23 protein-coding genes and 1 pseudogene are annotated in these 23,188 nt (G+C 64.4%); 12 read left to right on the top strand and 12 right to left on the bottom strand.

Going from position 1 to position 23,188, the window contains the following annotated elements; all coding sequences use genetic code 11:
* Positions 1-6: 6 nt before the first annotated feature.
* The 5 genes from B0E50_RS07800 to B0E50_RS07780 all read right to left on the bottom strand — a co-directional run bounded on the left by B0E50_RS07800 (position 7) and on the right by B0E50_RS07780 (position 3,885).
* Complete coding sequence (locus B0E50_RS07800) at positions 7-750, bottom strand: pseudouridine synthase (RefSeq protein ID WP_077440883.1); 744 nt, start codon at positions 748-750, stop codon at positions 7-9.
* A gap of 83 nt (positions 751-833) precedes the next feature.
* Positions 834-2,483: a ubiquinone biosynthesis regulatory protein kinase UbiB gene (gene ubiB, locus B0E50_RS07795; protein WP_077440633.1), complete on the bottom strand. Its 1,650-nt coding sequence runs from the start codon at positions 2,481-2,483 to the stop codon at positions 834-836.
* Complete coding sequence (locus tag B0E50_RS07790) at positions 2,480-3,130, bottom strand: SCP2 sterol-binding domain-containing protein (protein WP_077440632.1); 651 nt, start codon at positions 3,128-3,130, stop codon at positions 2,480-2,482. Before B0E50_RS07790 ends, ubiB begins: the two co-directional genes overlap by 4 nt.
* Positions 3,131-3,156: 26 nt before the next feature.
* The gene (trmL, locus tag B0E50_RS07785) at positions 3,157-3,627 is read right to left on the bottom strand and encodes a tRNA (uridine(34)/cytosine(34)/5-carboxymethylaminomethyluridine(34)-2'-O)-methyltransferase TrmL (RefSeq protein WP_077440631.1); all 471 of its coding nucleotides are present in this window, start codon (positions 3,625-3,627) and stop codon (positions 3,157-3,159) included.
* A gap of 51 nt (positions 3,628-3,678) precedes the next feature.
* Positions 3,679-3,885, bottom strand: a complete 207-nt coding sequence (locus tag B0E50_RS07780; protein WP_077440882.1) for a hypothetical protein — start codon at positions 3,883-3,885, stop codon at positions 3,679-3,681.
* 258 nt (positions 3,886-4,143) lie between these two features.
* Here B0E50_RS07780 and B0E50_RS07775 point away from each other — a divergent pair, with 258 nt between their 5' ends.
* The 7 genes from B0E50_RS07775 (at position 4,144) to pssA (ending at position 12,974) form a co-directional block, all read left to right on the top strand.
* On the top strand, positions 4,144-7,029 hold the full coding sequence (locus tag B0E50_RS07775; RefSeq protein ID WP_077440630.1) for a pitrilysin family protein: 2,886 nt from the start codon (positions 4,144-4,146) through the stop codon (positions 7,027-7,029).
* 109 nt (positions 7,030-7,138) lie between these two features.
* Positions 7,139-7,546, top strand: coding sequence for a DUF4156 domain-containing protein (locus tag B0E50_RS07770; RefSeq protein WP_077440629.1), 408 nt, complete (start codon positions 7,139-7,141; stop codon positions 7,544-7,546).
* Between the two features lie 145 nt (positions 7,547-7,691).
* The gene (locus B0E50_RS07765) at positions 7,692-8,186 is read left to right on the top strand and encodes a MarR family transcriptional regulator (protein ID WP_077440881.1); all 495 of its coding nucleotides are present in this window, start codon (positions 7,692-7,694) and stop codon (positions 8,184-8,186) included.
* Positions 8,187-8,189: 3 nt separating this feature from the next.
* The gene (locus B0E50_RS07760) at positions 8,190-10,304 is read left to right on the top strand and encodes an FUSC family protein (protein ID WP_077440628.1); all 2,115 of its coding nucleotides are present in this window, start codon (positions 8,190-8,192) and stop codon (positions 10,302-10,304) included.
* A complete protein-coding gene (locus tag B0E50_RS07755) occupies positions 10,294-10,494 on the top strand; it encodes a DUF1656 domain-containing protein (protein ID WP_077440627.1) in 201 nt (66 codons plus the stop codon). The genes B0E50_RS07760 and B0E50_RS07755 overlap by 11 nt, the downstream gene beginning before the upstream one ends.
* A gap of 8 nt (positions 10,495-10,502) precedes the next feature.
* Positions 10,503-11,495, top strand: a complete 993-nt coding sequence (locus B0E50_RS07750; protein ID WP_077440626.1) for an HlyD family secretion protein — start codon at positions 10,503-10,505, stop codon at positions 11,493-11,495.
* Between the two features lie 78 nt (positions 11,496-11,573).
* A complete protein-coding gene (gene pssA / locus B0E50_RS07745; RefSeq protein ID WP_077440625.1) occupies positions 11,574-12,974 on the top strand; it encodes a CDP-diacylglycerol--serine O-phosphatidyltransferase in 1,401 nt (466 codons plus the stop codon).
* A 16-nt stretch (positions 12,975-12,990) separates the two neighbouring features.
* Here pssA and B0E50_RS07740 read toward each other — a convergent pair whose 3' ends face one another.
* Both B0E50_RS07740 and B0E50_RS07735 read right to left on the bottom strand, forming a co-directional pair.
* Positions 12,991-13,593: a GNAT family protein gene (locus B0E50_RS07740; RefSeq protein WP_077440624.1), complete on the bottom strand. Its 603-nt coding sequence runs from the start codon at positions 13,591-13,593 to the stop codon at positions 12,991-12,993.
* A gap of 26 nt (positions 13,594-13,619) precedes the next feature.
* Positions 13,620-13,826: a DUF465 domain-containing protein gene (locus tag B0E50_RS07735; RefSeq protein ID WP_077440623.1), complete on the bottom strand. Its 207-nt coding sequence runs from the start codon at positions 13,824-13,826 to the stop codon at positions 13,620-13,622.
* Between the two features lie 126 nt (positions 13,827-13,952).
* Here B0E50_RS07735 and ttcA point away from each other — a divergent pair, with 126 nt between their 5' ends.
* From ttcA to B0E50_RS07710, 5 genes are all read left to right on the top strand, one after another.
* The gene (gene ttcA / locus B0E50_RS07730; protein ID WP_077440622.1) at positions 13,953-14,819 is read left to right on the top strand and encodes a tRNA 2-thiocytidine(32) synthetase TtcA; all 867 of its coding nucleotides are present in this window, start codon (positions 13,953-13,955) and stop codon (positions 14,817-14,819) included.
* Positions 14,820-14,857: 38 nt separating this feature from the next.
* Complete coding sequence (locus B0E50_RS07725; protein ID WP_077440621.1) at positions 14,858-16,060, top strand: amino acid aminotransferase; 1,203 nt, start codon at positions 14,858-14,860, stop codon at positions 16,058-16,060.
* A gap of 136 nt (positions 16,061-16,196) precedes the next feature.
* A complete protein-coding gene (locus B0E50_RS07720) occupies positions 16,197-17,114 on the top strand; it encodes a recombination-associated protein RdgC (protein WP_077440620.1) in 918 nt (305 codons plus the stop codon).
* Between the two features lie 117 nt (positions 17,115-17,231).
* Positions 17,232-18,002 carry a SprT family zinc-dependent metalloprotease gene (locus tag B0E50_RS07715; RefSeq protein WP_077440619.1) on the top strand — a complete coding sequence of 257 codons (771 nt, stop codon included), beginning with the start codon at positions 17,232-17,234 and terminating at the stop codon, positions 18,000-18,002.
* Positions 18,003-18,111: 109 nt separating this feature from the next.
* Positions 18,112-18,690: an isoprenylcysteine carboxylmethyltransferase family protein gene (locus B0E50_RS07710; RefSeq protein WP_077440618.1), complete on the top strand. Its 579-nt coding sequence runs from the start codon at positions 18,112-18,114 to the stop codon at positions 18,688-18,690.
* Between the two features lie 58 nt (positions 18,691-18,748).
* On the opposite strand, the gene B0E50_RS07705 is transcribed toward B0E50_RS07710, so the two are convergent.
* The 5 genes and pseudogenes from B0E50_RS07705 to B0E50_RS18385 form a co-directional block, all read right to left on the bottom strand.
* Entirely contained in the window at positions 18,749-19,348 is a 600-nt protein-coding gene (locus B0E50_RS07705; protein ID WP_254427211.1) for a sterol desaturase family protein, read from the bottom strand.
* 151 nt (positions 19,349-19,499) lie between these two features.
* Positions 19,500-20,486, bottom strand: a complete 987-nt coding sequence (locus B0E50_RS07700; protein WP_254427210.1) for an alpha/beta hydrolase — start codon at positions 20,484-20,486, stop codon at positions 19,500-19,502.
* Between the two features lie 74 nt (positions 20,487-20,560).
* On the bottom strand, positions 20,561-22,414 hold the full coding sequence (locus B0E50_RS07695; RefSeq protein WP_077440616.1) for a M1 family metallopeptidase: 1,854 nt from the start codon (positions 22,412-22,414) through the stop codon (positions 20,561-20,563).
* A gap of 73 nt (positions 22,415-22,487) precedes the next feature.
* The gene (locus tag B0E50_RS18390) at positions 22,488-22,850 is read right to left on the bottom strand and encodes a glutathione binding-like protein (protein WP_254427227.1); all 363 of its coding nucleotides are present in this window, start codon (positions 22,848-22,850) and stop codon (positions 22,488-22,490) included.
* Positions 22,851-22,960: 110 nt separating this feature from the next.
* Positions 22,961-23,128, bottom strand: a pseudogene (locus tag B0E50_RS18385) (glutathione S-transferase N-terminal domain-containing protein); the annotation flags it as partial.
* Positions 23,129-23,188: the final 60 nt, after the last annotated feature.

The raw sequence follows: 23,188 nt of genomic DNA, 5'->3' as shown, positions 1-23,188 counted from the left end.
GGGAGTTTAGCCGGCGTCCGGGTGGCTGGTGGAAGCGAATACGCCATCGTCGAACGGTGGCCGCGGCCAGTCGAAGCGCTCAAGCAACGCGGCGAACTCGCGATCGAGTGGTGCGTCGATCAGCATTGGCGTGCCGCTGAGCGGATGCGCAAAGCGCAACCGCCATGCGTGCAGCAGCATCCGGTGACAACCGAAGTGCTGCTTGTATAACCGGTTGTGGTCGCCGCGGCCGTGCTGGCAATCGCCGATCACCGGGTGATGGATGTGTGCCAGGTGCTTGCGGATCTGCCGGAAGCGGCCGCTTTCCGGCTCGGCCAACAGCAGCGCGTAACGCTGCTGCGGGTAGCGACCCAGCTCGATTGGTACTTCGATCGTGGCCAGTCGCTGGTACTGCGTGCGTGCCTCGCGGCGCGGGCCGGTCTCGCGCGAGCCAGGCAGCGGATAGTCGATTACGCCTTCCAGCGGGTCGGGCCAGCCGCGCACGACCACCAGGTACTGCTTGTGCACCGAGCGGCCCATGAACTGCTCGCCGAGCGCGGCGGCGACGTCCTTGCTGCGCGCGATCAGCAGCACGCCGCTGGTGGCGCGATCCAGGCGATGTGCCAGATACACGCTGTCGCCGATCTGCTCGCGCAACTGGTCGATCAGGAACTCTTCGGCGTTGCCGACCATCTTCGAGCGATGCACGGCGAGGTTCGCCGGCTTGTTCACCGCGATCAGCGCGTCGTCCTGGTAGAGAATTTCAAGCATGATTTCGTTCTGGTAGGAGCGCACCCTGTGCGCGATGAGCCTTGCGGCAACGTCGATCGCGCACAGGGTGCGCTCCTACCAGGTCAGCGCGAACGTGGCCAGCCGATGGCGAAGGTCACCAGGCCGGCGACGCCGGCAAGCAGTGGCGGCCAGCTGCCGTATTGCGGTGCCATCGTCCCCAGCAGTGCGGAGGCGATCAGCAATGCCATCCCAAGCAGACTGCAGGCGAGCAGCCTGTGCAGACGCTGGGCATTCTCGCGCAGCAACTGCAGTGCTTGCGGATCGCTCACGCTGCGTTGTTCACCGCTGCCGATCTGACGCAACGCATCGCGAACGAGTTCCGGGAGTTGCGGCGCGATATGCAACCACTCAGGTAGCTGCTTGCGCACGTCGCGCAGGGTGCGCAGCGGACTGTAGCGCTCGCGCAGGATGCGTTTGAGCACCGGATGCGCCACCGCCCAGATGTCGATCTCCGGATCGAGCATGCGGCCGACGCCTTCGATGTTCAGCAAGGTCTTCTGCAGCAGGATCAGCTGCGGCTGCAGAGTCAGCTCGAAGCGTCGCGCGGTCTGGAACAGTTTCATCACCAGTTCGGCCAGCGAGATCTGCGACAGCGGACGGGTGAAATACGGCTCGCATACGGTACGCACCGCGGCCTCGAGTTCGTCCAGTCGCACATCGGCCGGCATCCAGCCCGCGGCCACATGCAACTGTGCAATGCGCGCGTAGTCACGCTCGAACAGGGCGATGAAGTTCTGCGCCAGCCAGTACTGGTCGGCCTCCGGCAGCGAACCCATGATGCCGAAATCGAGCGCAATGAAACGCGGCTCACCGGTGCGTGTCGGATCGACCCAGATGTTGCCGGGGTGCGCATCGGCGTGGAAGAAGTTGTCGCGGAACACCTGTTCGTAGAACACCCGCACGCCTTTCGCGGCGAGCGCCTTGCGGTCGAGGCCGGCGGCGTCGATCGCGGCGATGTCGTCGCTGCTGATGCCGTGCACGCGCTCCAGTGTCAGCACGCGCTGTGCGGTCAGCTCCCAGTGCACGGCCGGTACGTACAGGTCCACGCCGCTGTCGAAGTTGCGCTTGAGCAGGCTTGCGCTGGCGCCTTCGCGTTGCAGGTCCAGCTCGTTCTCCAGCATCTTCTCGACTTCGGCGACCACGTCGAGCGGGCGAATCTTGTCGGCGTTCGGATGCCATCGCTGGGCCAGCTCGCCGAGCGAGCGCAGCAGCTTCACGTCGCGCGCGATCTGCGCGTCGATGCCGGGTCGCAGCACCTTTACCACCACCTCGTGGCCGTCGTTCAGCGTGGCGGCGTGGACCTGGGCGATCGAGGCCGAGGCTAGCGGCGTTTCGTCGAACGACGCGTACAGCGAGCCTATCGACGATTTCAGTTCACGCTCGACGATCGTGCGCGCTTCGCTGCCGGGGAATGGCGCAACCTGATCCTGCAGCAGAGCGAGTTCGTCGGCGATGTCGGCCGGGACCAGGTCGCGGCGGGTCGACAGTACCTGGCCAGCCTTGACGAAGATCGGTCCCAGTTCGGTCAGTGCCAGCCGCAAGCGTTCGCCGCGCGGCAGCTGCGCCACGTTCGCGCGCGGACGCGCCAGCAGCGGGCGCAGCAGTTTCAGTGGGCGGTACAGATGCGCGGCGTCGACCAGCTCGTCGAGCCGGTAGGCGAGCAGGACCGAGGCGACCCTCAGCAGTCGCGGCACCACCTTCAGCGGCGTCACGCGGCGTTGCCTTGCAGGCGTTGAATCAATCGCTGCACGCGTGACTCCAGCCGCTCGCTGCGTTCGCGCAGATGGTCGACGCCATCAAGGAAACCCTCGACTTCGCCCGGCGCCAGCGCGACACGTGCTTCGTCGCGCAGCCAGTCGGCGCTGTCTTCGGTGAGATGTGTCGCGGTTTCGCGGGCGTGAGCGAGGCCTTTGCGCACCGCCTTCGCCAGTGGCACGCCGAGTACGTCGCCGAACGTGCGGGCGAACGCTTCCTCGAAATCCGGGGCGAACTTGCTGGCGAGTTTTTCCAGTCGGCGCGCCAGCTCGGCGTCACCGGCGATCTCCACCTTACCCGGTGCGATACCGTCGTCGTCGCGGCGGAACATCATCGCCAGCAGGCTGCCCGGGGTGGCGGCGACGCGCAGCTGGCTGTCGTCTTGTGGCGGCCCGACTTTCAGGCGTGCGTCTTCGACGGTCACCGCCAGGGCGATTTCCGGGCCGCGCAGATGCAGCTGCACGCTACGGCCGTTCAGCGCGGCGAGCCGCTGCTGCGTGTCCGGATCCAGCGACAAGGTATGGTTCAGCGCGGTTTCCAGCGCGCGGCCGGCGAGCTTGCGCAGCGGCTGCGGCAACCAGGAGTTGGGAGTGGCGGCATTCATCCGGCGATTGTAGCCGGCCGCCGGGGTCAGACGTTCGCGGCGCCCGGGAAATCGAGCTGGCGCCAAGCCTCGTACACCGCCACGGCGACCGTATTCGACAGATTCAGGCTGCGGCTGTCCACACGCATCGGGAGTCGCAGTCGCTGCTCGGCGGGGATCGTCTCCAGCACTTCCGCTGGCAATCCCGCAGTTTCGCAGCCGAACAGCAGTGCATCACCGTCGACAAATTGCGCATCGACATGGGCGACCCGACCACGGGTGGTGAAGGCGAATACGCGTGGCGTACCGATCGCACGAAGGCAGCTGGCCAGATCGTCATGCACGGTGACGCGGGTGTACTCGTGATAATCCAGTCCGGCGCGGCGCAATCGTGCATCGTCAAGCTCGAAACCGAGCGGTCGGATCAGGTGCAGCGCGGCGCCGGTGTTCGCACAAAGGCGAATCACGTTGCCGGTGTTCGGCGGGATCTCGGGGCGGAACAGGATGACATGGAGCATCCCGCCATTATCGCGTGTCCGGGCAGCCTGGCGATGGCTTGCGTTGCGTGTTCAACCATTCAGCCGTGGGCAGACCACGCCATCAGCCGGCAGGGCGCAGGTGGTTGGCGCGGACAGCAGGATGGAACCGACAGTGCGGCTGGCAACCAGCTGTGTCGAGGGTGATGCGGTGGTCGTCAGCATGGCGCCCATGATCAGCGAGCACACGGCGAGGCAGGCGACGAACAGCGTGCGCAACATCAAGGTTTCGAATTTCATGATCATTCTCCGATGAAGGGGTGGATCCCTGTAGCGGGAGAAGAGCAATCGCCGTGCCAAGGCAGCATGTCTACATAATATATGGATATATAAGTATTTATTCATCAATCAGGGCGTCGACTTGATTGTCCGCGGACAGTCAGCCGGGCATGACCGGACAGCCGTACGGACAGGATGCGGAATGCATCGCAAATTATTGCGGACAGTCGGCTGCGCCGTTAGGCTCGAGGATCACATTCATGAAACGGGAGGTTCATAGTGACTAGAAAGCCTTTGGCCCTGATTCTTGCAGGCCTCGTTGTTCTCGCGGCGGGCAGTCTGCCTGCTCTGGCTGCCCCGGTGGCTGCCCCGGTGGCTGCAACGCCCGCCACGACATCCGGCCAGATTCCGGATATCGCCTATACCCGTTTCACGCTGCCCAACGGCCTGACCGTGGTGGTGCATGAAGACCACAAGGCGCCGGTAGTGGCGGTGAGCATCTGGTACCACATCGGTTCGGCCGACGAGCCGAAGGGCAAGACAGGGTTTGCGCACCTGTTCGAGCACCTGATGTTCTCCGGTTCGGAGAATCACAAGGGCACGTATTTCCAGCCGTTCGAGCTGGCCGGCGCCACCGACATGAACGGCACCACCTGGTTCGACCGCACCAACTATTTCGAGACCGTGCCGACCACCGCACTGGACATGGCGCTGTGGATGGAGTCGGATCGCATGGGCCACCTGCTCGGCGCGATCGGTCAGAAGGAACTCGACACCCAGCGTGGCGTGGTGCAGAACGAAAAGCGCCAGGGTGAAAACCGCCCGTATGGCCGCGTCGACGAGAACATCCTGGCCAATACCTATCCGGCCAACCACCCATACCAGCACGACACGATCGGCTCGATGGCCGATCTCAACGCTGCTTCGCTGGACGACGTGAAGTCGTGGTTCCACAGCAATTACGGTGCGGCCAACACCACTTTGATCCTCGCCGGCGACATCACCTTGGCGGAAGCGAAGGAAAAGGCCGCGAAGTATTTCGGCGACATTCCGGCTGGCCCCGCGGTGGCGCGGCAGCAGGCGTGGATCACGCCGCTCGCCAGATCCACTCGTGGCGTGCAGCACGATCATGTGTCGCAGCCGCGCATCATCCGTACCTGGGTGGTGCCGCAGCTGGGCAGCGATGATGCGATCCAGCTCGATCTCGCCTCCACGGCGCTCGGCGGTGGCAAGACCTCGCGGCTGTACCAGCGTCTGGTCTACCAGGACAAGCTGGTCGACGACGTTTCCGCCGGTATTTCCACGTTTGCACTGGCCAGCCAGTTCCAGATCCAGGCCGATGTGAAGCAGGGCGTGGATCCGGCGAAGGTGGAAGCCGTGATCAACGAGGAGCTGAAGAAATTTCTCGCCGACGGCCCGACCCAGGATGAACTGGATCGCGCCAAGGTGGCCAACCGCGCCAGTTTCGTGCGTGGCCTGGAAAAGGTCGGTGGCTTCGGTGGCAAGGCGGTGATCCTGGCCGAGGGACAGGTCTATCGCAGCGATCCGGGAGCCTACAAGAAGGATCTCGCGCGCTCCGAAGCAGCCAGCATCGCCAGCGTCAAGGCCGCGTCCGACAAGTGGCTGAGCAAGGGCGATTACCTGCTCACCGTGCTGCCAGCGGACAAGGGTTTCGATCCGGCCGCCGAAGACGCGAAGGTCGTTGCCTTGGGTGCAGCCAGCGGTCGTCCGCAGCCGAAGCTTCCGGCGAAGCATGCCTACAGCGTGACGAAGAGCGATCTGGATCGCGCCGCCGGCGTGCCACAGGTCGATGAGTTCCCTGCGCTGAGCTTTCCCGCACTTGAGCGCGGCAAGCTGAAGAACGGCATCGAGGTGATCCTGGCTGAGCGTCACACCATTCCGGTGACCCAGGTGCAGTTGCTGTTCGATGCGGGTTATGCCGCCGATCAGGATCGCAAGCTCGGCACCGCCAGCTTCGCCTCCAGCCTGATGAACGAGAGCACCCAGGATCTCGATTCGGTGGAAGTGGCCAAGCGCAAGCAACGGCTGGGTGCGATCGCCAATGTCGGCTGCAGTCTGGATAGCTGCGTCGCTTCGCTCAATGCCTTGAACGATCAGCTACAGCCTTCACTGAGCCTGTTTGCCGATATCGTGCGCAACCCCGCATTCAAGGCGGAGGACATCGACCGCGTGCGCGGCCAGTGGCTGGCCGGTATTGCACAGGAGAAGACCGAGCCCACCGGACTGGCCCTGCGCACGTTGCCGCCGCTGCTGTATGGCGAGCATCACGCCTATGGCATCCCGTTCACCGGCTCGGGTACCGAAGGTGAGATCAAGGCGTTGACCGATGCGGATCTGGCCGCGTTCCAGCGCGACTGGCTGCGTCCGGACAACGTGAAGATCCTGGTCGCCGGCGATACCACGCTGGCGCAGATCATCCCGCAGCTCGATGCCGTGTTCGGCGACTGGAAGGCTCCCGCCACGGCGATGCCGAAGAAGAACATCGCCAAGGTGGCGGCACAGGCCAAGCCGCGGGTGTTCCTGATCAACCGCGCCGATGCGCCGCAGTCGCTGATCCTCGCCGGCCTGCTGGCGCCGTCCACCCGCGCCGACAACAACCTGGCGATCCAGGCAGCCAACGGTGCGTTCGGTGGCACCTTCACCTCGCGTCTGAACATGAACCTGCGCGAGGATAAGCGTTGGGCGTATGGCGCAAACAGCATGCTGATGGATGCGCAGGGTCAGCGGCCGTTCCTGTTCTTCGCGCCGGTGCAGACCGACAAGACCGCCGAGTCGGCGGCCGAGGTGCTTAAGGAAGCGCGCGCGGTGATCGGCGACAAACCACTGACTGCCGCCGAGGTCGCCAAGATCAAGGACCAGCGCGTGCGTGCATTGCCGGGCAGCTACGAGACCACCAGCGCTGTGCTCGGAGCGATCAACGGCATCGTGCAGTACCACCGGCCGGACGACTACGTGCAAACCTTGAAGTCGCAGCTGGAAGCGGTCACACCCGCGGCCGCGGAAGCGGCGATCAAGGAAATCGTCCAGCCCGAGGCGATGACCTGGGTAATCGTCGGCGATCTCAAGAAGATCGAGGCGCCGGTACGTGCGCTGAATCTCGGCGATGTGCAGGTGATCGACGCCGACGGCAAGCTGGTGAAGTGATGAAGTAAGCCGGCGTACAGCACGCCGGCACATCCCCGCGTTAGGATGGAGGCCGGGCCGGTCATGCCCGGCCTCTGTCATATCCAAGTTCCCTGCTGCGGAGTTACCCATGCGCAAGACCCTGTTGTTGCTCGTCCCCACGCTGTTGCTTGGTGCCTGCACGTGGGGCATCACCTTGGACGATGCCGCAAGGAATGTCCGTACCGCGTGGAGCGGTGATGTCTCCAGTTGCCGCGATCTGGGCAAGGTCACCGTCTCGGTGATGGACCACGTCGGCCCGGTCGACCGCAACAACATCACCGTGCGCGATGAGCTCGAGGTGATGGCGCGCAACGAGGCGGCCAAGATGCACGCCGACACGATCAAGCCGCTGGCCGAGCCGAGCGATGGCTCGCAGCCTTGGGGCGCCTACCAGTGTGGCGCGCACCAGATCAATCCGGTCCGCTCGCCGAGCGCGCCGGCCAACTCCGGCTCTGCCTCCGGCAACGCGCAGACCTTTCCGATACACAGCGGCTGAGATGCACGACTGGCGGCATCGAAAAGGCGCCTTGCGGCGCCTTTTTCGTGTCTGTCGGGGCGAGCTTGTACCGGCCGGGGGATCGGCATAACATACACATGTAGATATTACATATATGTAATATATTGCAATGGCAGGCAATCCCATGAGCAGTTTCCTCCCCACCGAACAGCGCCTGACGATTACCCGTCAGCGACATCCCGCGTTTCCACGTGAGCCGGCGGTGCTGGTACGACTGATCAAGCACATCCACAAGCGCGTGCACGATGATGCGAATGCGCTGCTGAAGCCGTGGGGCATCAATCATCCGGAATACAACCTGCTGATGATGCTGTACGGCACCGACGGGTATACGCTGAACCCCTCGCAGCTGGCGGAGGCGGCGGGCGAGAAATCCGCCAACATCACCCGGTTGACCAACGAGTTGTGCGACAAGGGGCTGCTCGAGCGGGCTGCCAGCGACGAAGATCGGCGCAAGATTGCACTCACCCTGAGCAAGGCAGGCATAGCGATGATCGAGAGCTTTCTGCCTGACATCTGCATCCTGCTGGAGAGGCAGACCGCCGGCTTGCAGCCGCGCGAGATGGCGCAGCTGGAAAAGCTGCTGAAGAAGTTCCTGGACCAGTTCGAGCAAGCCTGAGCGATGTCCAGCGTTCCCACCATCGAATCCGTCCCGCCGGCATCGCGCTGGCCCTGGCTGTCGGGGTTTCTTGCCGGCGAATGGCGCGCTTGGATCTTCGTGGGCAAGTCATTGCTGGCGATCTATCTGGCAGCGTGGCTGGCGATGTGGCTGCAGCTGGAGCAGCCATCGACCACCATGATCACGGTGTCGATCGTGATGCATCCGCACAGCGGCATGGTGCTGGCAAAGAGCTTCTACCGCGCGATCGGCACGCTGGCCGGCAGTCTGTTCGGGCTGGCCCTGATGTCGCTGTTTCCGCAGCAGCGCGAATTGTTCCTGCTGAGCCTGTCGCTGTGGGTGGCCTTGTGTGCCGGTGGCGCAACGCTGTACCGCAACTTCATGTCCTACGGTTTCGTGCTGGCTGGCTACACCGCTGCGATCGTCACGTTGCCGGCGATCAACAATCCGCTCGGCGTGTTCGATTCAGCAGTGATGCGCGTCAGCGAGGTATTGCTCGGCATCGTGGTGGCCGCGGTGGTCAGCGACCTGGTGTGGCCCGAGCGGCTGCGCCTGCTGCTGCGGCAAAGCGCGCAGGCGCAGTTCAACATGTTCATCGACTTCGTGCGCGACAGCACCGCCGGCCATCTGCCGCGAGCGCAGATGGAACATGCGAACCTCGCGCTGGCACGCGCTGCGGTGCGGCTGGAGGACATGCGCGCCTCGGTGATCTTCGAGGACCCGGAGGTGCACGCGCGCAGTACCCGCATGCGCCTGCTCAACCAGCGCTACATGGCTGCCGCGACCAGCTTCCAGTCGCTGCATCACCTGATCAACCGCTTGCAGCGTAGCGGCAGTCCCAGTGTTGCTGATGCCTTGATCCGGCTTTATCGGCCGCTTGCCGAAGCACTTTCCCCCGGGCTGGCGCAGCAGCACCAGTCCGCCGTACTGGCATCGCGGCTGGCCGAATGCGTGGCGCAGTTGCCGGCACGGGTCGCGGTCTTGCGCGCGCCACTGATGGCATCACTGGCGCAGCTGGAATTCGATACCGGCGCCGTGCTGTTGCAGCGCTTTGCGACCGAGCTGCGCGACTTCGCCGTGCTGGAAGGTTCGCTGCGCGAGGCGAAGGTGCGTGGCAGCGTGGAGAAGGTGCATTTTCTGCGCGGCAACGACATTCCCGGTGCACTGGTCGGCGTGCTGCGTACCTTCCTGACGATGGCGGCGCTGAGCGCCTTCTGGCTGGCCAGTGGCTGGCCATTCGGTGCGAGTGCGATGCTGCTGGCAACCATCTTCAGCGGTCTGCTGGCCGCTTCGCCGAGTCCACTCAGTGCCGCCACGCACACTTTGCTCGGCTATGCGGCCGGCATGCTGGCCGCGTTCGTGGTGGTGTACGGGCTGTTGCCGGGCAGCAATGATTTTGTTTCGCTGATCGGCGCCAGTGCGGGATTCATGCTGATCGGCCCATACCTGAGCACCCGCGATACCTTGCCCGGCGTCGGTGCCGGCTACACGCTGGGCTTCGTCTATATCCTCGCGCTGAAGAATCCGATGGTGTACGACCCGGCGCACTTCCTCAACGACGGCATTGCGCAGGTCGCCGGCCTCGCGCTGGCTGGGGCTGCCTTCATCCTGGTGCCGAGCGTGATCGGCACCAGCTGGCAACGCACGCGCCAGTTCCGTCGCTTGCGCGAGCAGGCCGTGCTGGCGGCGACCGCTCCGCTGGAAGGTCTGGCGTGGCGTTTCGAGAGCCTGGTCCGCGATCTGTTCCAGCAGGTGGTGACCTATACGCGACCGGGCAGCGACGAATCGCGCAACATGCTGGCGTGGGCACTCGCCGTGCTGGAGAGCGGTCGCACGATGATCGAGCTGCGCCAGCAACTGGCCACCGACAGCAGGATCGCACCGGCCGCGCGGAACGCGGCAACTGCCGCGACGCATGCGATCGCGCGGCTGTATCACGAACCGGATGCTGCGCATTGGCGCGAGGCGGACGCTGCGGTGCATGCGGCGATCGTCGCTGCTGCCGAGCAACCGCTGCGTCTGCATCTGTACCAGTTGCGCAGCGCGCTGCGCGATGACGAATCGCCATTCGCGGCGTATATCCAGTCACCTTCGCCGGAGTCCGTTCATGCCGCATGAAATCGCCATCTACGGCGTGCTGGTGCCGGGCTTGCTGCCGGTGTTCCTCCTTTGCCTGTTGTTAATGGTGCTGCTCGACATGCTGGTCGGCCGCCTTGGCCTGTATCGCCAGGTGTGGCACCCCTCACTGTTCCGGCTTGCCCTGTTCGTCTGTCTGTTCGGCGTTGCCGGACTTTTGCTGATCCGCTGAGTCATCCCATGAAAACCCAGTCACTGTTGCGCTTCCTGATTACCGCGGTTGTCGTCGTCATCGCGCTGCTGCTCGGCCATGCGCTGTGGAAGCACTACCTGTACGCGCCGTGGACCCGCGACGGCCGCGTGCGTGCGGACGTGGTGCGCATCGCGCCGGATGTGTCCGGACTGGTGACCCAGGTGGCGGTGCTCGACAACCAGACCGTGCACAAGGGCGACCTGCTGTTTGTGATCGATCCCGACCGCTACAAGTACGCGGTAGCGCAGGCCGAGGCGAACCTGGCTGCCGCCGAAGCCAGTGCGCGTGCCGCCGGTGCCAACATCAATGCTGCGTTGGCTGCTGCCAACGCACGCAAGACCGAGTTCGAGATGCGCCAGGAGCAGGCCAAACGGCGCCAGCAGCTCAGTGATGTAATCGCCAAGGAGACGCGCACCGACGCGACCTCCGCCGCCGAAGCCGCCCGTGCCAGCTGGCAGCAGGCGCAGGCCGGTGGCAGCCAGGCCAGTGCAGCGCGCGAGCAGGCACTGGCCGCGGTGGAGCAGGCGCAGGTCGCGCTGGAGACCGCCAGGCTCAACCTTGCCCGCACCGAAGTACGGGCGCCGACGGATGGCTACGTCACCAACCTCGACGTGCGCGTCGGCGACTACGCCGCCGTCGGTGTGCCGCGGCTGGCGCTGATCGACAGCCACAGCTACTACATCTACGGCTATTTCGAGGAAACCAAGCTGCCACAGGTGCGCATCGGCGATCCGGTCGACATCCGGCTGATGGCTGGCGGTGTGCATCTCAAGGGCACCATCAGTGGCATCGCCCGCGGCATCGGCGACCGCGACAATCCCACCGGCAGCGACCTGCTCTCCAACGTCAATCCCACCTTCAACTGGGTGCGGCTGGCGCAGCGTGTACCGGTGCGCATCACGATCGACAGCGACCATCTGCCGGCCGGCCTGGTGCTCGCCGCCGGCATGACCGCAACGATCGAGGTAACACCGCGCTAGGCCGGCTGCCGGAGGGTCGCAGTAGGCGCATCGGCGACGGTTTGCGATCATGGGCGCTGTTGCGGATGCCATGCCCCCATGAACAAGCTGATGACCACCCCCCGCCGCCTGGCGCGGCGCATCCTCTCGCCATTGCGCAAGCCGAAGGCGCGCGCGTGGCTGGAGGCATTGCCGGCGTTCGCCGTGCCGGCCACCGCGATCGAGGTATTGCCCGATCCCGCGGCATTCCGGCAGGCGTTGCTGCAGCAGATTGCGCAGGCCACGCAACGCATCGTGATCGCGACGCTGTACCTGCAGGATGACGAAGGTGGTCGCGAGGTGCTGGATGCGCTGTATGCGGCGAAGATGCGCCATCCGGCGCTGCAGGTTGCCGTCTTCGTGGACTGGCATCGCGCGCAGCGCGGCTTGATCGGCAAGCAGAAGAGCGAAGGCAATGCGGGCATGTACCGCGAGTACGCCACGCGCTTTGGCGATGGTGTGGCGATCTATGGTGTGCCGGTGCAGAACCGCGAGCTGTTTGGTGTGCTGCACCTGAAAGGCTTCGTGATCGATGACGCCGTGCTGTACAGCGGCGCGAGCATCAATGATGTGTATCTGCAGCGGCACGGGCGCTATCGGCTCGATCGCTACCATCTGCTGCGCCATGGTGGATTGGCCGATGCGCTGGCGGATTTCGTGCAGCGCCGTTTCGTCGAGAGCGCTGCGGTGCGCCGGCTGAATGTGCCGGACGTTCCAGCCACCCGGACGCTGCAGGGACCGATCCGCGAATTCCGTCAGGCCCTGCAGGATGCACGCTATGACGTGCCGGGTGATGTTCCGGGGCCGGCCGACTTGGCGGTGACGCCGCTGCTCGGGTTTGCCCGCAGCAACAACGAACTCAACGATGCCTTGCTGGCCCTGCTGCGCAGCGCACGCGAGCGGGTGATCCTGCTGACGCCATACTTCAACCTGCCCAGGCCTGTGCGTGTCGTGCTCGGCCAATTGCTGCGGCGTGGCTGCACGATCGACATCATGGTGGGTGACAAGACCGCCAACGATTTCTACATTCCACCGGGACAGCCGTTCAAGACCATCGGCCTGCTGCCGTATCTGTACGAGAACAACCTGCGGCGCTTCGCGCGGGCGCACCGCCGTCAGATCGCCAGCGGCCAGCTCAACCTGCACCTGTGGCGTGATGGCGACAACAGCTACCACCTGAAAGGCCTGTTCGTCGATGACGACATGGCCGTATTGACCGGCAACAACCTCAATCCGCGCGCGTGGGCACTGGACCTGGAAAACGGACTGCTGCTGCGCGATCCCGCGCGATTGCTGCATGCAAAGCATCAGGCCGAGTGGACAGCGCTGAAACGGCATGCCACCCGGCTGCCGGATCACCTGGCGCTGGAAAGTCCGCGACATTACCCCGCGGAAGTGCGCAAGCAGCTGAAGCGCCTGAACCGCACGCGCCTCGACCGCCTGGTCAACCGGCTGCTTTGACGGGAGATGGCCGTGCTTATGCCGGCGAGATGAGTCGGCTGAGCCGCATGTCGAGCCAGCGGTTCACGTCCGGCCATTCGCTGGCGATCACGCTGAAGCAGACCGTGTCACGCAATGTGCCGTCAGGTCGTCGCTTGTGGGCTCGCAGCACGCCTTCGCGGCGCGCACCGAGACGCTCGATGGCGCGTTGCGAGTCGAGGTTGCGGCTGTCGGTGTGGATTTCCACTGCCACGCAGTCCAGTGATTCGAACGCGTGCTGCAGCAGCAAGCGCTTGCATGCGGTGTTGACATGGCTTTTCTGCCAGCGCTTCGCATACCAGGTGTAGCCGATGGCCACGCGTGGCAGTTCCGGCACGAAGTCGTAATAGCGGGTCGTGCCGACGATGGTGTCACTGGATTTATCGCGCACGGCGAACGGCAGCATCAGGCCGCTGGCCTGTCCCTGCAGCGCCTTCTCGACATAGCCGCGTGTCTGGCCCGGCGGCGGGACGCTGGTGAACCACAGGTTCCACAATGCGCCATCGGCGGCGGCGGCTTCCAGGGCAGGTACGTGATCGAGACCAAGCGGTTCCAGCACGACGTGTTCGTCGTGCAGGCGGGTGGGTGCGAGTCGGCTCATCGGGTTTCCGGTGGGGCGGTCAATGCTCAGGCATCGAGGTCGGGAATCAGCTTGCTCTCGAGGCGGGCAATATGGTCCTTCAGCAGCAGCTTGCGTTTCTTCAGCCGGGTCAGCTGCAGTTCGTCACGGCCGATCGCTGAAGCCAGCTGCTCGATGGCCGCATCGAGATCGCGATGCTCCATCTTCAGCTCGGCGAGCAGATGGACGATTTCGGCGTGATCCTGAACCTGCATGGCCTGAACCTGTGTGGCATGTCGCGACGGCTAGGGAAACACTCCTAGTCTAGCGCCGTTTGGTGTCTCCGGAAGTCGCTCGGCCAGCCAGCTACAATGGCGGCTCCCGTTGCCCGATTGGCCGCCATGTCCGCCCACCCCGACCGCTACCGTACGCCAGCCGCCGAGGCCGACAAGCTGGCCGCGCGCCTGCGTCGCCAGGTGGGGCAGGCGATTGGCGACTTTGGCATGATCGAGGACGGCGACAAGGTGATGGTGTGCCTGTCCGGCGGCAAGGACTCCTATACCTTGCTGGACATCCTGCTGCAGCTGCAGGCGAAGGCGCCGGTGCGCTTCGAACTGATCGCGGTGAACCTGGACCAGAAGCAGCCGGACTTTCCCGAACACGTGCTGCCGGATTACCTGACGGCGCGCGGCGTGCCGTTCCACATCATCGAGCAGGACACCTACAGCACGGTGACGCGGGTGATCCCTGCCGGCAAGACCATGTGCAGCCTGTGCTCGCGGCTACGTCGTGGCGTGCTGTACAGCTGGGCCGCAGCCAACGGCATCACGAAGATCGCGCTCGGCCATCACCGCGACGACATCCTCGCCACGTTCTTCCTCAACATGTTCTACCAGGCACAGTTGAAGGCGATGCCGCCGAAGTTGCGCTCGGACGATGGGCGCCATGTGGTGATCCGGCCGCTGGCGTATTGCAAGGAAGCGGATATCGCCGAATACGCGGTGCAGCAGCAGTTTCCGATCATTCCGTGCAACCTGTGCGGCTCGCAGGACAACCTGCAGCGCAAGGCGGTGCAGCGCATGCTGGCCGAGTGGGAACAGCTGCAGCCCGGCCGCAGCGAGAACATTTTCCGCGCGCTGGCCCATGTGTCACCCTCGCATCTGGCCGATCGCACGCTGTTCGATTTTGCCGTGCCGGTCGTGCAGTCCAGCATGGCGTCTCCGTGGCCGGTCGACGCAGCGGATGAGACCGCCGCCACGCAAGCTTGAACCTTATCCATCTCCACATCACCTGCCGAGTAACCGCCGTGTCCTTCTTTGCATCCGTTGAAATGGCCCCGGGCGATCCGATCCTGGGTCTGACCGAGACCTATCTGGCCGATCCGCGTCCGGGCAAGATCAATCTGGGCGTGGGCATCTACATCGACGAGCAGGGCCGAATCCCGCTGCTGCCGACGGTGCACGAAGTGGAGCAGGCCCTGGTCGCGGCCGGCAAGCCGCGCGGCTACCTGCCGATCGACGGCCTGCCGGCGTACAACCAGCTCACCCAGCAACTGCTGTTCGGCGCCGAATCACCGCTGCTGGCAGCGGGTCGGGTGGCGACCGCGCAGACCATCGGCGGTAGCGCCGCGTTGCGTGTGGCGGCCGATCTGCTGAAGCAGGTGGCCGGCGCTGGCGCGAAGATCGCGATCAGCAACCCGAGCTGGGGCAACCATCATGTGGTGTTCCGCACCGCCGGCTTCGAGCTGCTCGAATACCGCTATTACGATCCGGCCAGCCACGGCCTGGACTTCGCCGGCATGCTGGAGGACCTGGGCAAGCTGGAGCCGGGTACCGTGGTGCTGCTGCATGCGTGTTGCCACAACCCCACCGGCGTGGACATGGATGCGGCGCAATGGCAGCGGGTGATCGCGCTGCTGCAGGAACGCCGGCTGCTGCCGTTCATCGACATGGCCTACCAGGGTTTCGATCAGGGCATCGAGCAGGATGCCACCGCCGTGCGTCTGCTCGCGGCGTCGGGCATCGAGGCGTTCGTGGTGGCCAACTCGTATTCCAAGTCGTTCTCGCTGTATGGCGAGCGCGTCGGCGCGCTGTCGATGGTCGGTGCCGATCGTGACGAGGCGGCGCGGCTGCTGTCGAAGATCAAGCAGACCATTCGCGCGAACTATTCCAGCCCGTCCACGCATGGCGCCAGCCTGGTCGCCGGCGTACTCGGCAGTGCCGAACTGCGCGCGCGCTGGGAGCAGGAGCTGGGCGAGATGCGCTCGCGCATCCATGCGATGCGTGCGGGTTTCGTCGACAAGCTGGCTGCGCTTGGCGCGCCGGATTTCAGCTTCATCAACAAGCAGGCCGGCATGTTCTCCTATTCGGGCCTGAGCAAGGCGCAGGTACACCGGTTGCGCGACGAGTACGCGATCTATGCGCTCGACAGCGGCCGCATCTGTGTGGCGGCGTTGAATCGTGCCAATCTCGATACGGTGGCCGCGGCAGTCGCTGCCGTTAGCCGCTGACATCCTCAGACCGTCATCCCGGCGTAAGCCGGAATCCAGCGTCTTTGATCTTCTTCAAGGCACTGGATTCCGGCTTACGCCGGAATGACGGCGAAACCACCTGCCTCCAGCCAGGCAGCACTGATCCGGATCTTGAATGTTCTTTCGCAATCTCACGCTGTTCCGTTTTTCCTCCGCCGTTGCCACCGATCTGAAACGCCTCGATGAAGCGCTGGCCGAACACCGGCTGCGCCCCTGCGGCCCGCTGGAAATGTTCACCAAGGGCTTCGTGCCGCCGGTTGGTCGCGGCGAAGGCGAGCCGCTCACGCACACGGTGAAGCACTGCACCCTGCTCACCGTGGGCGGTGAAGACAAGCTGCTGCCGGCCGCGGTGATCAACGACGAGCTGCACCGCAAGGTGCAGAAGATCGCCGAGGAAGAAGGCCGCAAGGTCGGCGGCCGCGAGCGCAAGCGGATCAAGGAGGATCTGCTGAATGAGCTGTTGCCGCGTGCGTTCGTGCGCAACTCGCGGATGTCCGCCTATGTCGACAAGAAGAACGGCTGGCTGGTGCTGGACACCTCCAGTCGCAAGTCGGCCGAGAACGCCTTGACCCAGGTCCGCGAGGCGCTGGGCAGTTTCCCGGCGGTGCCATTGGCGCCGGAGGAAGGTCCACGCGTGCTGATGACCGACTGGCTGGCCAACGGCAACCTGCCGGCAGGGTTGGCCCTGGGCGACGAGTGCGAGCTGCGCGATCCAGCCACCGCCACCGGCGCGATCGCCCGTTGCCGCCGGCAGGATCTGGACGCCGAAGAGGTCAAGGAGCACCTGCGCAACGGCAAGCAGGTCTTCCTGCTCGGTCTCACCTTCGATGAGCGGATCAGCTTCGTGCTGGGTGAGGATCTGATCATCCGCAAGCTGAAGTTCCTCGACGTGGTGATGGACGAGCTGGGCGACAGCCAGCAGGACGCCCAGGCCGAGCTGGACGCCAGTTTTGCCCTGCTGACGCTGGAATTGGAGCGGCTGCTGGGCAAGCTGAAGGAATGGTTCGGATTGCCGCGTCCGGCCGATAGCTGAACGAAAAAACCATTCCCGTTTGACCTGCCGCCGAGCCATACTGGTCGTCCGCCCGCTTGCGGGCGGCGCGGAATCCCCACTGATATCCGACAGGCCTTGGTACGAACGGGCAGGCTTATGGCGCAGCATCTGGAAGGCGATTGGCTGGAACTGGCGACGGTAGGCGGCAGCATCATCCGGGTGCTGAAGGCCGCCCATCCGCGCGCACGCCGGCTACGCCTCACGGTCACGCCGAAGGGTGCGCGGGTGACGTATCCGCTCGGCACGCATCCTGCCCAGGTCAATGCATTCCTCCGCAGCCACGCTGACTGGCTGGAACAGAAGCTCGACGAGCTGCACCTGATCGTGAAGCCGCTGCCACCGCTGCGGCTCGGTTATCCGTGCAGCTTTCCGCTGCGTGGCGAGATGGCGGAGCTGGACTGGGCCGAGGGCCCTTATCCGAAGATCGAACCCCATGCGACCGGGCTGACCCTGGTGATTCCGCGGCCGCATACGCGCGCGCTGCCGATCGCGCGCGGCCTGCTCGCCTCGCATCTGGAGGCGTTGATCCGCCGTGATGTATCGCGCTGGCTGGCCGGCTACGTACCGCAGTTGGGACTGGCGCCGACGTCGCTGAAGATCCGTCCGATGAAGAGCCTGTGGGGCAGCCTGGATACGCGCGACCGCATCAATCTCGACCTCGCGCTGGCGCTGGCGCCACCGGCCGCGTTGCGCTACGTGCTGGTGCACGAGCTATGTCATCTCAAGGTGCGCAACCACTCGCCGCGGTTCTGGGCACAGGTCAGTCAACTGTTCCCCGACTGGCGCGAGCAGCGTGACTGGCTGCGCCAGCATGGTGCCATCCTGAAGGCGGAACTCGACCGGCTGATCGACGACGTTGCCGACTGAGAAAGGCGAGAGGGATTCCGGTTGCAAGCGGTCGATCAGGGATAACCGTGCGTGGTGGAAGGCAAAGAGTACCGGCAAATCATTCGACATCGTCATCAGGGGTTGATCCATGCATATTTCGTTCACCACCATGGCCGTGGCGGCGTGGCTGTTCTTTCTGGCGTACTGGCTGTGGAGCGCACGCCGACTGAAGCAGCCCACGCGTGCGGAACCGGCGTTGCCGCGCTTTTTCAAGTACTGGCTGCCGATCATCGTGGCGATCCTGCTGATGTGGCCCACGCCGTGGCTTGACCGTACCGTGCTGGGCGATCGCCTGTTGCCAGATACCTATGCCATCGCCATGACCGGCCTGCTGCTGATCGTGGCGGGCGTGCTGTTTGCCTGCTGGGCGCGTTACATCCTCGGCAGCAACTGGAGCAGCGAAGTGCAGCTGAAGCAGGGGCACGAGCTGATCGAACGCGGGCCTTACCGGTACGTGCGCCACCCGATCTACACCGGCATCCTGCTCGCCCTGCTCGGTACTGTCGTGCTGATTGGCGAATGGCGAGCCCTGCTGGGCTTCGTCATCATGTTCGTGTCGTTCTGGCGCAAGCTGCGGCTGGAGGAGACCTGGCTGGGCGAGCACTTCGGTGCGGCCTACACCGACTACATGCAGCGGGTGAAAGCGCTGATTCCAGGTGTTCTCTGACGGACAATTGCGGGGGCGACTTCAGTCGCGACCCTCCCGCAGGGAAAACTGAGGCGCCTCAGATCTTGCGCGGCTGGCGCACGTAACGCGTGCCCAGCAACACGTCCCACAGCGGCGTGGTGACGCCGAAGTTGCTGTCCGGATGGTAGTGATGGACGTGATGGGCGGCAGCCCAGCGCCGCAACAGCGGCTGCTTGAAGCGCACGTGATGGATGGTGAAATGGCTCAACCCGTAAGCGATGTAGCCGAGCGTCATCGCGCCGGCCATCAGCAGGGCGAGACTCGTCGGCATGACCAGCGCAAGCAGGCCGGTCAGGCACAGCAGCACGGCCGCCGGCAGGAAGAACGGCAGCGAGTCGTAACCGAGCGGCTGCGCGTGATGCATGCGGTGGCCCTGCTCGAACAGCGGGATCCGTGTATGGAACATCCAGCGGTGGAAGAAGTATTCGATGAAGCTGAAGGCCAGCAGCCCGAGTCCGAACGCCAGCAACGCCGCCAGCGGGCTGCCGGCATGCAGGCGCCAGCCTTCCACCAGCAGCAGCAGGCACAGCGTGACGTCCAGGCCCACTTCGGTCCAGTAGTTGATGCGGGTGGCGGACATCCGCACGATGGCGTCCACCCCCGCACGCAGCAGGCTTTGCTTCACGGGTTGCTGCATGACTTTGTTTTCTTGCATGAAAGCGCGCCAACTCTCGAGTCCATGCCGTCATTCTCCCATGTTGTCATCGGCAATTCACAATGATGTGCGTGAGAATGCTGACTCCCATATGACCGAAGGGCGTCCCGATGGCCTGATTCCATGAGCCGGCTCAATGCGACAAGGCGAATCCGCTGAGGATCTGCGCGGTTTCCTCGGGCTTTTCCAGCATCGGCATGTGATTGCAGCCATTCAAGGTGCTGGTGCTGATGGCGGGGGCATGGGTCAGCCCGTTGCGCAGGCTGTCCAGCGCCGAGATATCGACGATCTTGTCGTTGTGGCACCACAGGCCCAACACCGGCATCTTCAGCTGGTCCAGCCGGTTCTGCAGCGCGAGGTATTGGGAGGGGTCCCGCAACTCATTGAAATTGCTTTCGATGAAGCTGCGGTCCTGCTGGTTGCGCTTGATCAGCACGTCGACGAAGCGGCCCGGGAGGTTGACCGGCTTCTCGAAGGCCAGTGCGGTGGCACGCTCGAAGCCTGCACGGTCGTCGAACAGGAACGGGTCCTTGCCGGCCATGGCCTCGCGGGCAAACGCGTTCTCCTTGAACTTCAGCCCGTACGCATCGACCAGCGCAAGTTCGCGGGCATGCTCCGGCTGTTCGATCGCGTACACGCCGGCTATGGCACCACCGAGCGAATGACCGACCAGCACGAAGCGCTGCAGTTCCAGCGCCTGCACGAAGGCCTGCAGGCGTGTGGCCTGGGCATCGACGTTGTAGCTGGCGCCAGCATTGCGCGAAGACTCGCCCCAGCCGGGCAGATCGGGGATGATCAGGTGGAAGTGCGGAGTCAGCAGTTTGGCCGTCTGCAGCCAGACCTCCTTGCTGGCCGCAAAGCCGTGCAGCAGCACGATGGTCGGGCCGTCGCCGCCTTCGTAGTACACCCAGCGCGTGTCGCCGGCCTGCACCGAATGTTTTTCCAGGTGCGCGGTCATCGCCTCGCGTGCGAAGTTGGCCTGCATCAGCCACTGCGGCGCGAACAGGTAGCTGCCCCCCAGCACAATGGCAAGGATTGCGGCCAGCCACGCCAGGAATTTCAACCGGCGAAGCAGCATGCGTTGCCACAGTGGGGTGGCGGTGTTCGTTGATGGCGGCATGATGGTTTCTTGATCCGAGCGTTGCGGGGAAATACTCCCGCTCCTGCAAGGCAGGGGCGGGAACGTCTTACTTTTTACTTTGCTTTCTTCGCCTTGGCGAAGATCGCCTCTACCGCCTGCTGGGTCAGCGGGTGGTAGCCAGATTTGGCCTTGCTGTAGACCTGTTCGGCATAGGTCAGGCCATCCGGGGTCTTGGCCAGAGCCTGGTACAGCGGCAGGGTGAGGTAGAGCCGGCCGATCCGCGTCATGTGCTCGGCGGCAGCTGGCCACACGGCCTTGTCGCCGGCGGCGATTGCGTGGCTGTACCAGCGCATGCCGATCTCCGCGTTCGGGGTGCCGGTGAGATGCCAGGCGGCATCGAGTTGCTGCATCTTCGCCAGCGGTGGCGCATCCGGCAGGCGGTCGAGGAAGTACATCCATTCCTGGGTGTTCCAGCCCTTTGCGTTGAGCTTGTCAGCGGCCAGCTGCCCGGACAGGAAGTCGGTGCGTTCCTGGTCGATGGTGTCGAAGCGTGGCGAATCGGGCAGCGGTGCATCCTTCGGGATGCCTTCGGCGTAGACCCACGCCTTCACCTCGTCCCAGCTCATCTTGCCGGGGTATTTCTGGATCAGGTTCGGCTTCATGTAGTCGAGCATCTGCTCGGTGGTGATGCTCTGGAACGCGAAGTGGTTGAAATAACCCTTGAGGTAGTCATCGAACGTGGTGCGACCGAAGCGCTGTTCCAGCGCGCGCAGAAACCACGAACCCTTGTCGTAGGCAACATCGGACAGTGAGTCGTCGGCGTCGATGCCGCGCGGATCCGGGGCCAGCTTCTGCGAGTTGGCCGGCATGTCGCCGATTTCCTTCTGCAGCGAGCGGGCAGACAGCAGGGCTTCCTCGTCGGCCAGTGACTTGCCGTACAACGCCTCGGTGATGCGGCCCTGCACGTAGGTGGTGACACCTTCGTTGAGCCAGATGTCGCGCCACGACGCGGCAGTGACCAGGTTGCCCGACCACGAATGCGCCAACTCATGCGCGACCAGCGAGACCAGGCTCTTGTCGCCGACCAGCACGGTCGGCGTGGCGAACGTCATGTCCGGGTTTTCCATGCCGCCGTACGGGAACGACGGCGGCAGCACCAGGATGTCGTAGCGGCCCCAGCGGTACGGGCCATACAACTTCTCCGCGGTGGCGATCATCTGCTCGGTGTCCTCGAACTCATGCGCCGCCTTGCCGACCACCGAGGGCTCGGCATACACGGCCGAACGCGGCCCGGTTTCCTTCACCGCGATATCGCCGGCGCCGATCGCCAGCAGATAGGACGGGATCGGATGCGGCTGGTCGAACGTGAAGTCACCGTTGAGCGGATGCTTCGCATCGTTCAGCGCGCTCATCACCACGCGCACATCCTTCGGAGCGGTGACGTGGGCGGTATAGGAGAAACGGATCGCCGGTGAATCCTGCAGTGGCACCCATGAACGCGCATGGATCGACTCGGATTGCGAGAACATGAAGGGCAGCTTCTTGTCCGCGGTCTGCGCCGGGGTCAGCCACTGCAGACCGGACGCGTCCGGTGAGGTGGTGTAGACGATTCGCACCTGGGCCGGATGCGTCGGCGTGGCGATGGTGAGCTTCTCGCCGAGCTGCTTGTCGCGCGGCGCCAGCGCATATTTCAGCGGCGTGGTCTTGCCGTCGGCGCCGAGTGCTTCGATCTTCGCGATCTTCAGATCGCGCGTATCCAGCACCAGCGACGGTGCCTGCGGATTCTTCCAGTCCAGTTTCAACGTGGCCTGACCATCGAGCTGCTTGTGCGGAAAGTCCAGCTTCAGGTCGAGGTCGAGATGGGTGACGACGACCTGGTCAGGCTGTGCGTAGGAATGCGGTTCGACGGCATGGGCGGCCAGTGGCAAGAGCAGCGTGCCAAGGGCGAGGGATGGCAGGAAGCGCATGGGGGAATCTCGAGCCGGAAAACCCCGAGTATGCCATTGCGCTTGCTCCGCTCGCCCGTGACGGAAGCCGGGGTTACGGCAATTCGTTCACCGAATGTGGGTCGATCGCATACGGATGCATGGCGGCAAGGAAGTCCGGCTGTGCTTCAACACGCGCGATCCACGCACGAAAATGCGGATAGGCATCCAGCGACAATCCGGCTTCCCGGGCGCGGCTGGCATAGGCGAACACCGCCATGTCCGCGATGGTGTAGGTGTCGCCGGCGAGGAAGGGTCGCGCCGCCAGTTCGTGCTCGAGGATGCCCAGCGTGCGCGTGCCCCGGCGCGCTTGCTCTCGACCAGCTCGGGCGCACGACGCGACAGCTTGCCGGTCATCGCCCAGTGGTGTAGCGCGCCAATCACCGATTCCACCCGCTCCTGTTCGAAATGCAGCCACTGCTGCACCTTGGCGCGATCGAACGGATCGGCGGGTAAATACGGCGTGCCCTCGGCGAGATAGCTGAGGATCGCGTTTGATTCCGCCAGCACACGGCCATCATCCAGCTGGATCGCCGGTACGGTGCCGGTCGGATTGATGCGACGAAACGCCGCGGTCTGTCCTTCACCTTCGAAGATGCTGATCGGCACCGTGCGATACGGCCGGCCCAGATGATTCAGCAGCAGGCGCACCTTCCAGGCGTTCTGCGAGGGCAGGTAGTCGAACAAGGTCAGCATGGGCATCTCCGTGAATGGGCGATGCCGATACTGGATGCCGCAATCCTTGCGTGATATCCG

Origin of the sequence: Rhodanobacter sp. C01, from assembly GCF_002001045.1 — a bacterium.
Taxonomy (GTDB): Bacteria; Pseudomonadota; Gammaproteobacteria; order Xanthomonadales; family Rhodanobacteraceae; genus Rhodanobacter.
The sequence above is the reverse complement of the archived record's forward strand: the minus strand, read 5'-3'. Positions and strand labels throughout refer to the sequence as shown.

Bases quoted from the DNA above. Each gene is read 5' to 3' on its own strand.
- B0E50_RS07790 (WP_077440632.1), bottom strand. From the start codon at position 3,130: ATGAATGCCGCCACTCCCAACTCCTGGTTGCCGCAGCCGCTGCGCAAG.
- ttcA (WP_077440622.1), top strand. From the start codon at position 13,953: ATGTCCGCCCACCCCGACCGCTACCGTACGCCAGCCGCCGAGGCCGAC.
- B0E50_RS07780 (WP_077440882.1), bottom strand. From the start codon at position 3,885: ATGAAATTCGAAACCTTGATGTTGCGCACGCTGTTCGTCGCCTGCCTC.
- B0E50_RS07750 (WP_077440626.1), top strand. From the start codon at position 10,503: ATGAAAACCCAGTCACTGTTGCGCTTCCTGATTACCGCGGTTGTCGTC.
- B0E50_RS07735 (WP_077440623.1), bottom strand. From the start codon at position 13,826: ATGCAGGTTCAGGATCACGCCGAAATCGTCCATCTGCTCGCCGAGCTG.
- pssA (WP_077440625.1), top strand. From the start codon at position 11,574: ATGAACAAGCTGATGACCACCCCCCGCCGCCTGGCGCGGCGCATCCTC.
- B0E50_RS07705 (WP_254427211.1), bottom strand. From the start codon at position 19,348: ATGCAGCAACCCGTGAAGCAAAGCCTGCTGCGTGCGGGGGTGGACGCC.
- B0E50_RS07695 (WP_077440616.1), bottom strand. From the start codon at position 22,414: ATGCGCTTCCTGCCATCCCTCGCCCTTGGCACGCTGCTCTTGCCACTG.
- B0E50_RS07755 (WP_077440627.1), top strand. From the start codon at position 10,294: ATGCCGCATGAAATCGCCATCTACGGCGTGCTGGTGCCGGGCTTGCTG.
- B0E50_RS07765 (WP_077440881.1), top strand. From the start codon at position 7,692: ATGAGCAGTTTCCTCCCCACCGAACAGCGCCTGACGATTACCCGTCAG.
- trmL (WP_077440631.1), bottom strand. From the start codon at position 3,627: ATGCTCCATGTCATCCTGTTCCGCCCCGAGATCCCGCCGAACACCGGC.
- B0E50_RS07770 (WP_077440629.1), top strand. From the start codon at position 7,139: ATGCGCAAGACCCTGTTGTTGCTCGTCCCCACGCTGTTGCTTGGTGCC.
- B0E50_RS07720 (WP_077440620.1), top strand. From the start codon at position 16,197: ATGTTCTTTCGCAATCTCACGCTGTTCCGTTTTTCCTCCGCCGTTGCC.
- B0E50_RS07710 (WP_077440618.1), top strand. From the start codon at position 18,112: ATGCATATTTCGTTCACCACCATGGCCGTGGCGGCGTGGCTGTTCTTT.
- B0E50_RS07740 (WP_077440624.1), bottom strand. From the start codon at position 13,593: ATGAGCCGACTCGCACCCACCCGCCTGCACGACGAACACGTCGTGCTG.
- B0E50_RS07800 (WP_077440883.1), bottom strand. From the start codon at position 750: ATGCTTGAAATTCTCTACCAGGACGACGCGCTGATCGCGGTGAACAAG.
- B0E50_RS07715 (WP_077440619.1), top strand. From the start codon at position 17,232: ATGGCGCAGCATCTGGAAGGCGATTGGCTGGAACTGGCGACGGTAGGC.
- B0E50_RS07700 (WP_254427210.1), bottom strand. From the start codon at position 20,486: ATGCCGCCATCAACGAACACCGCCACCCCACTGTGGCAACGCATGCTG.
- B0E50_RS07760 (WP_077440628.1), top strand. From the start codon at position 8,190: ATGTCCAGCGTTCCCACCATCGAATCCGTCCCGCCGGCATCGCGCTGG.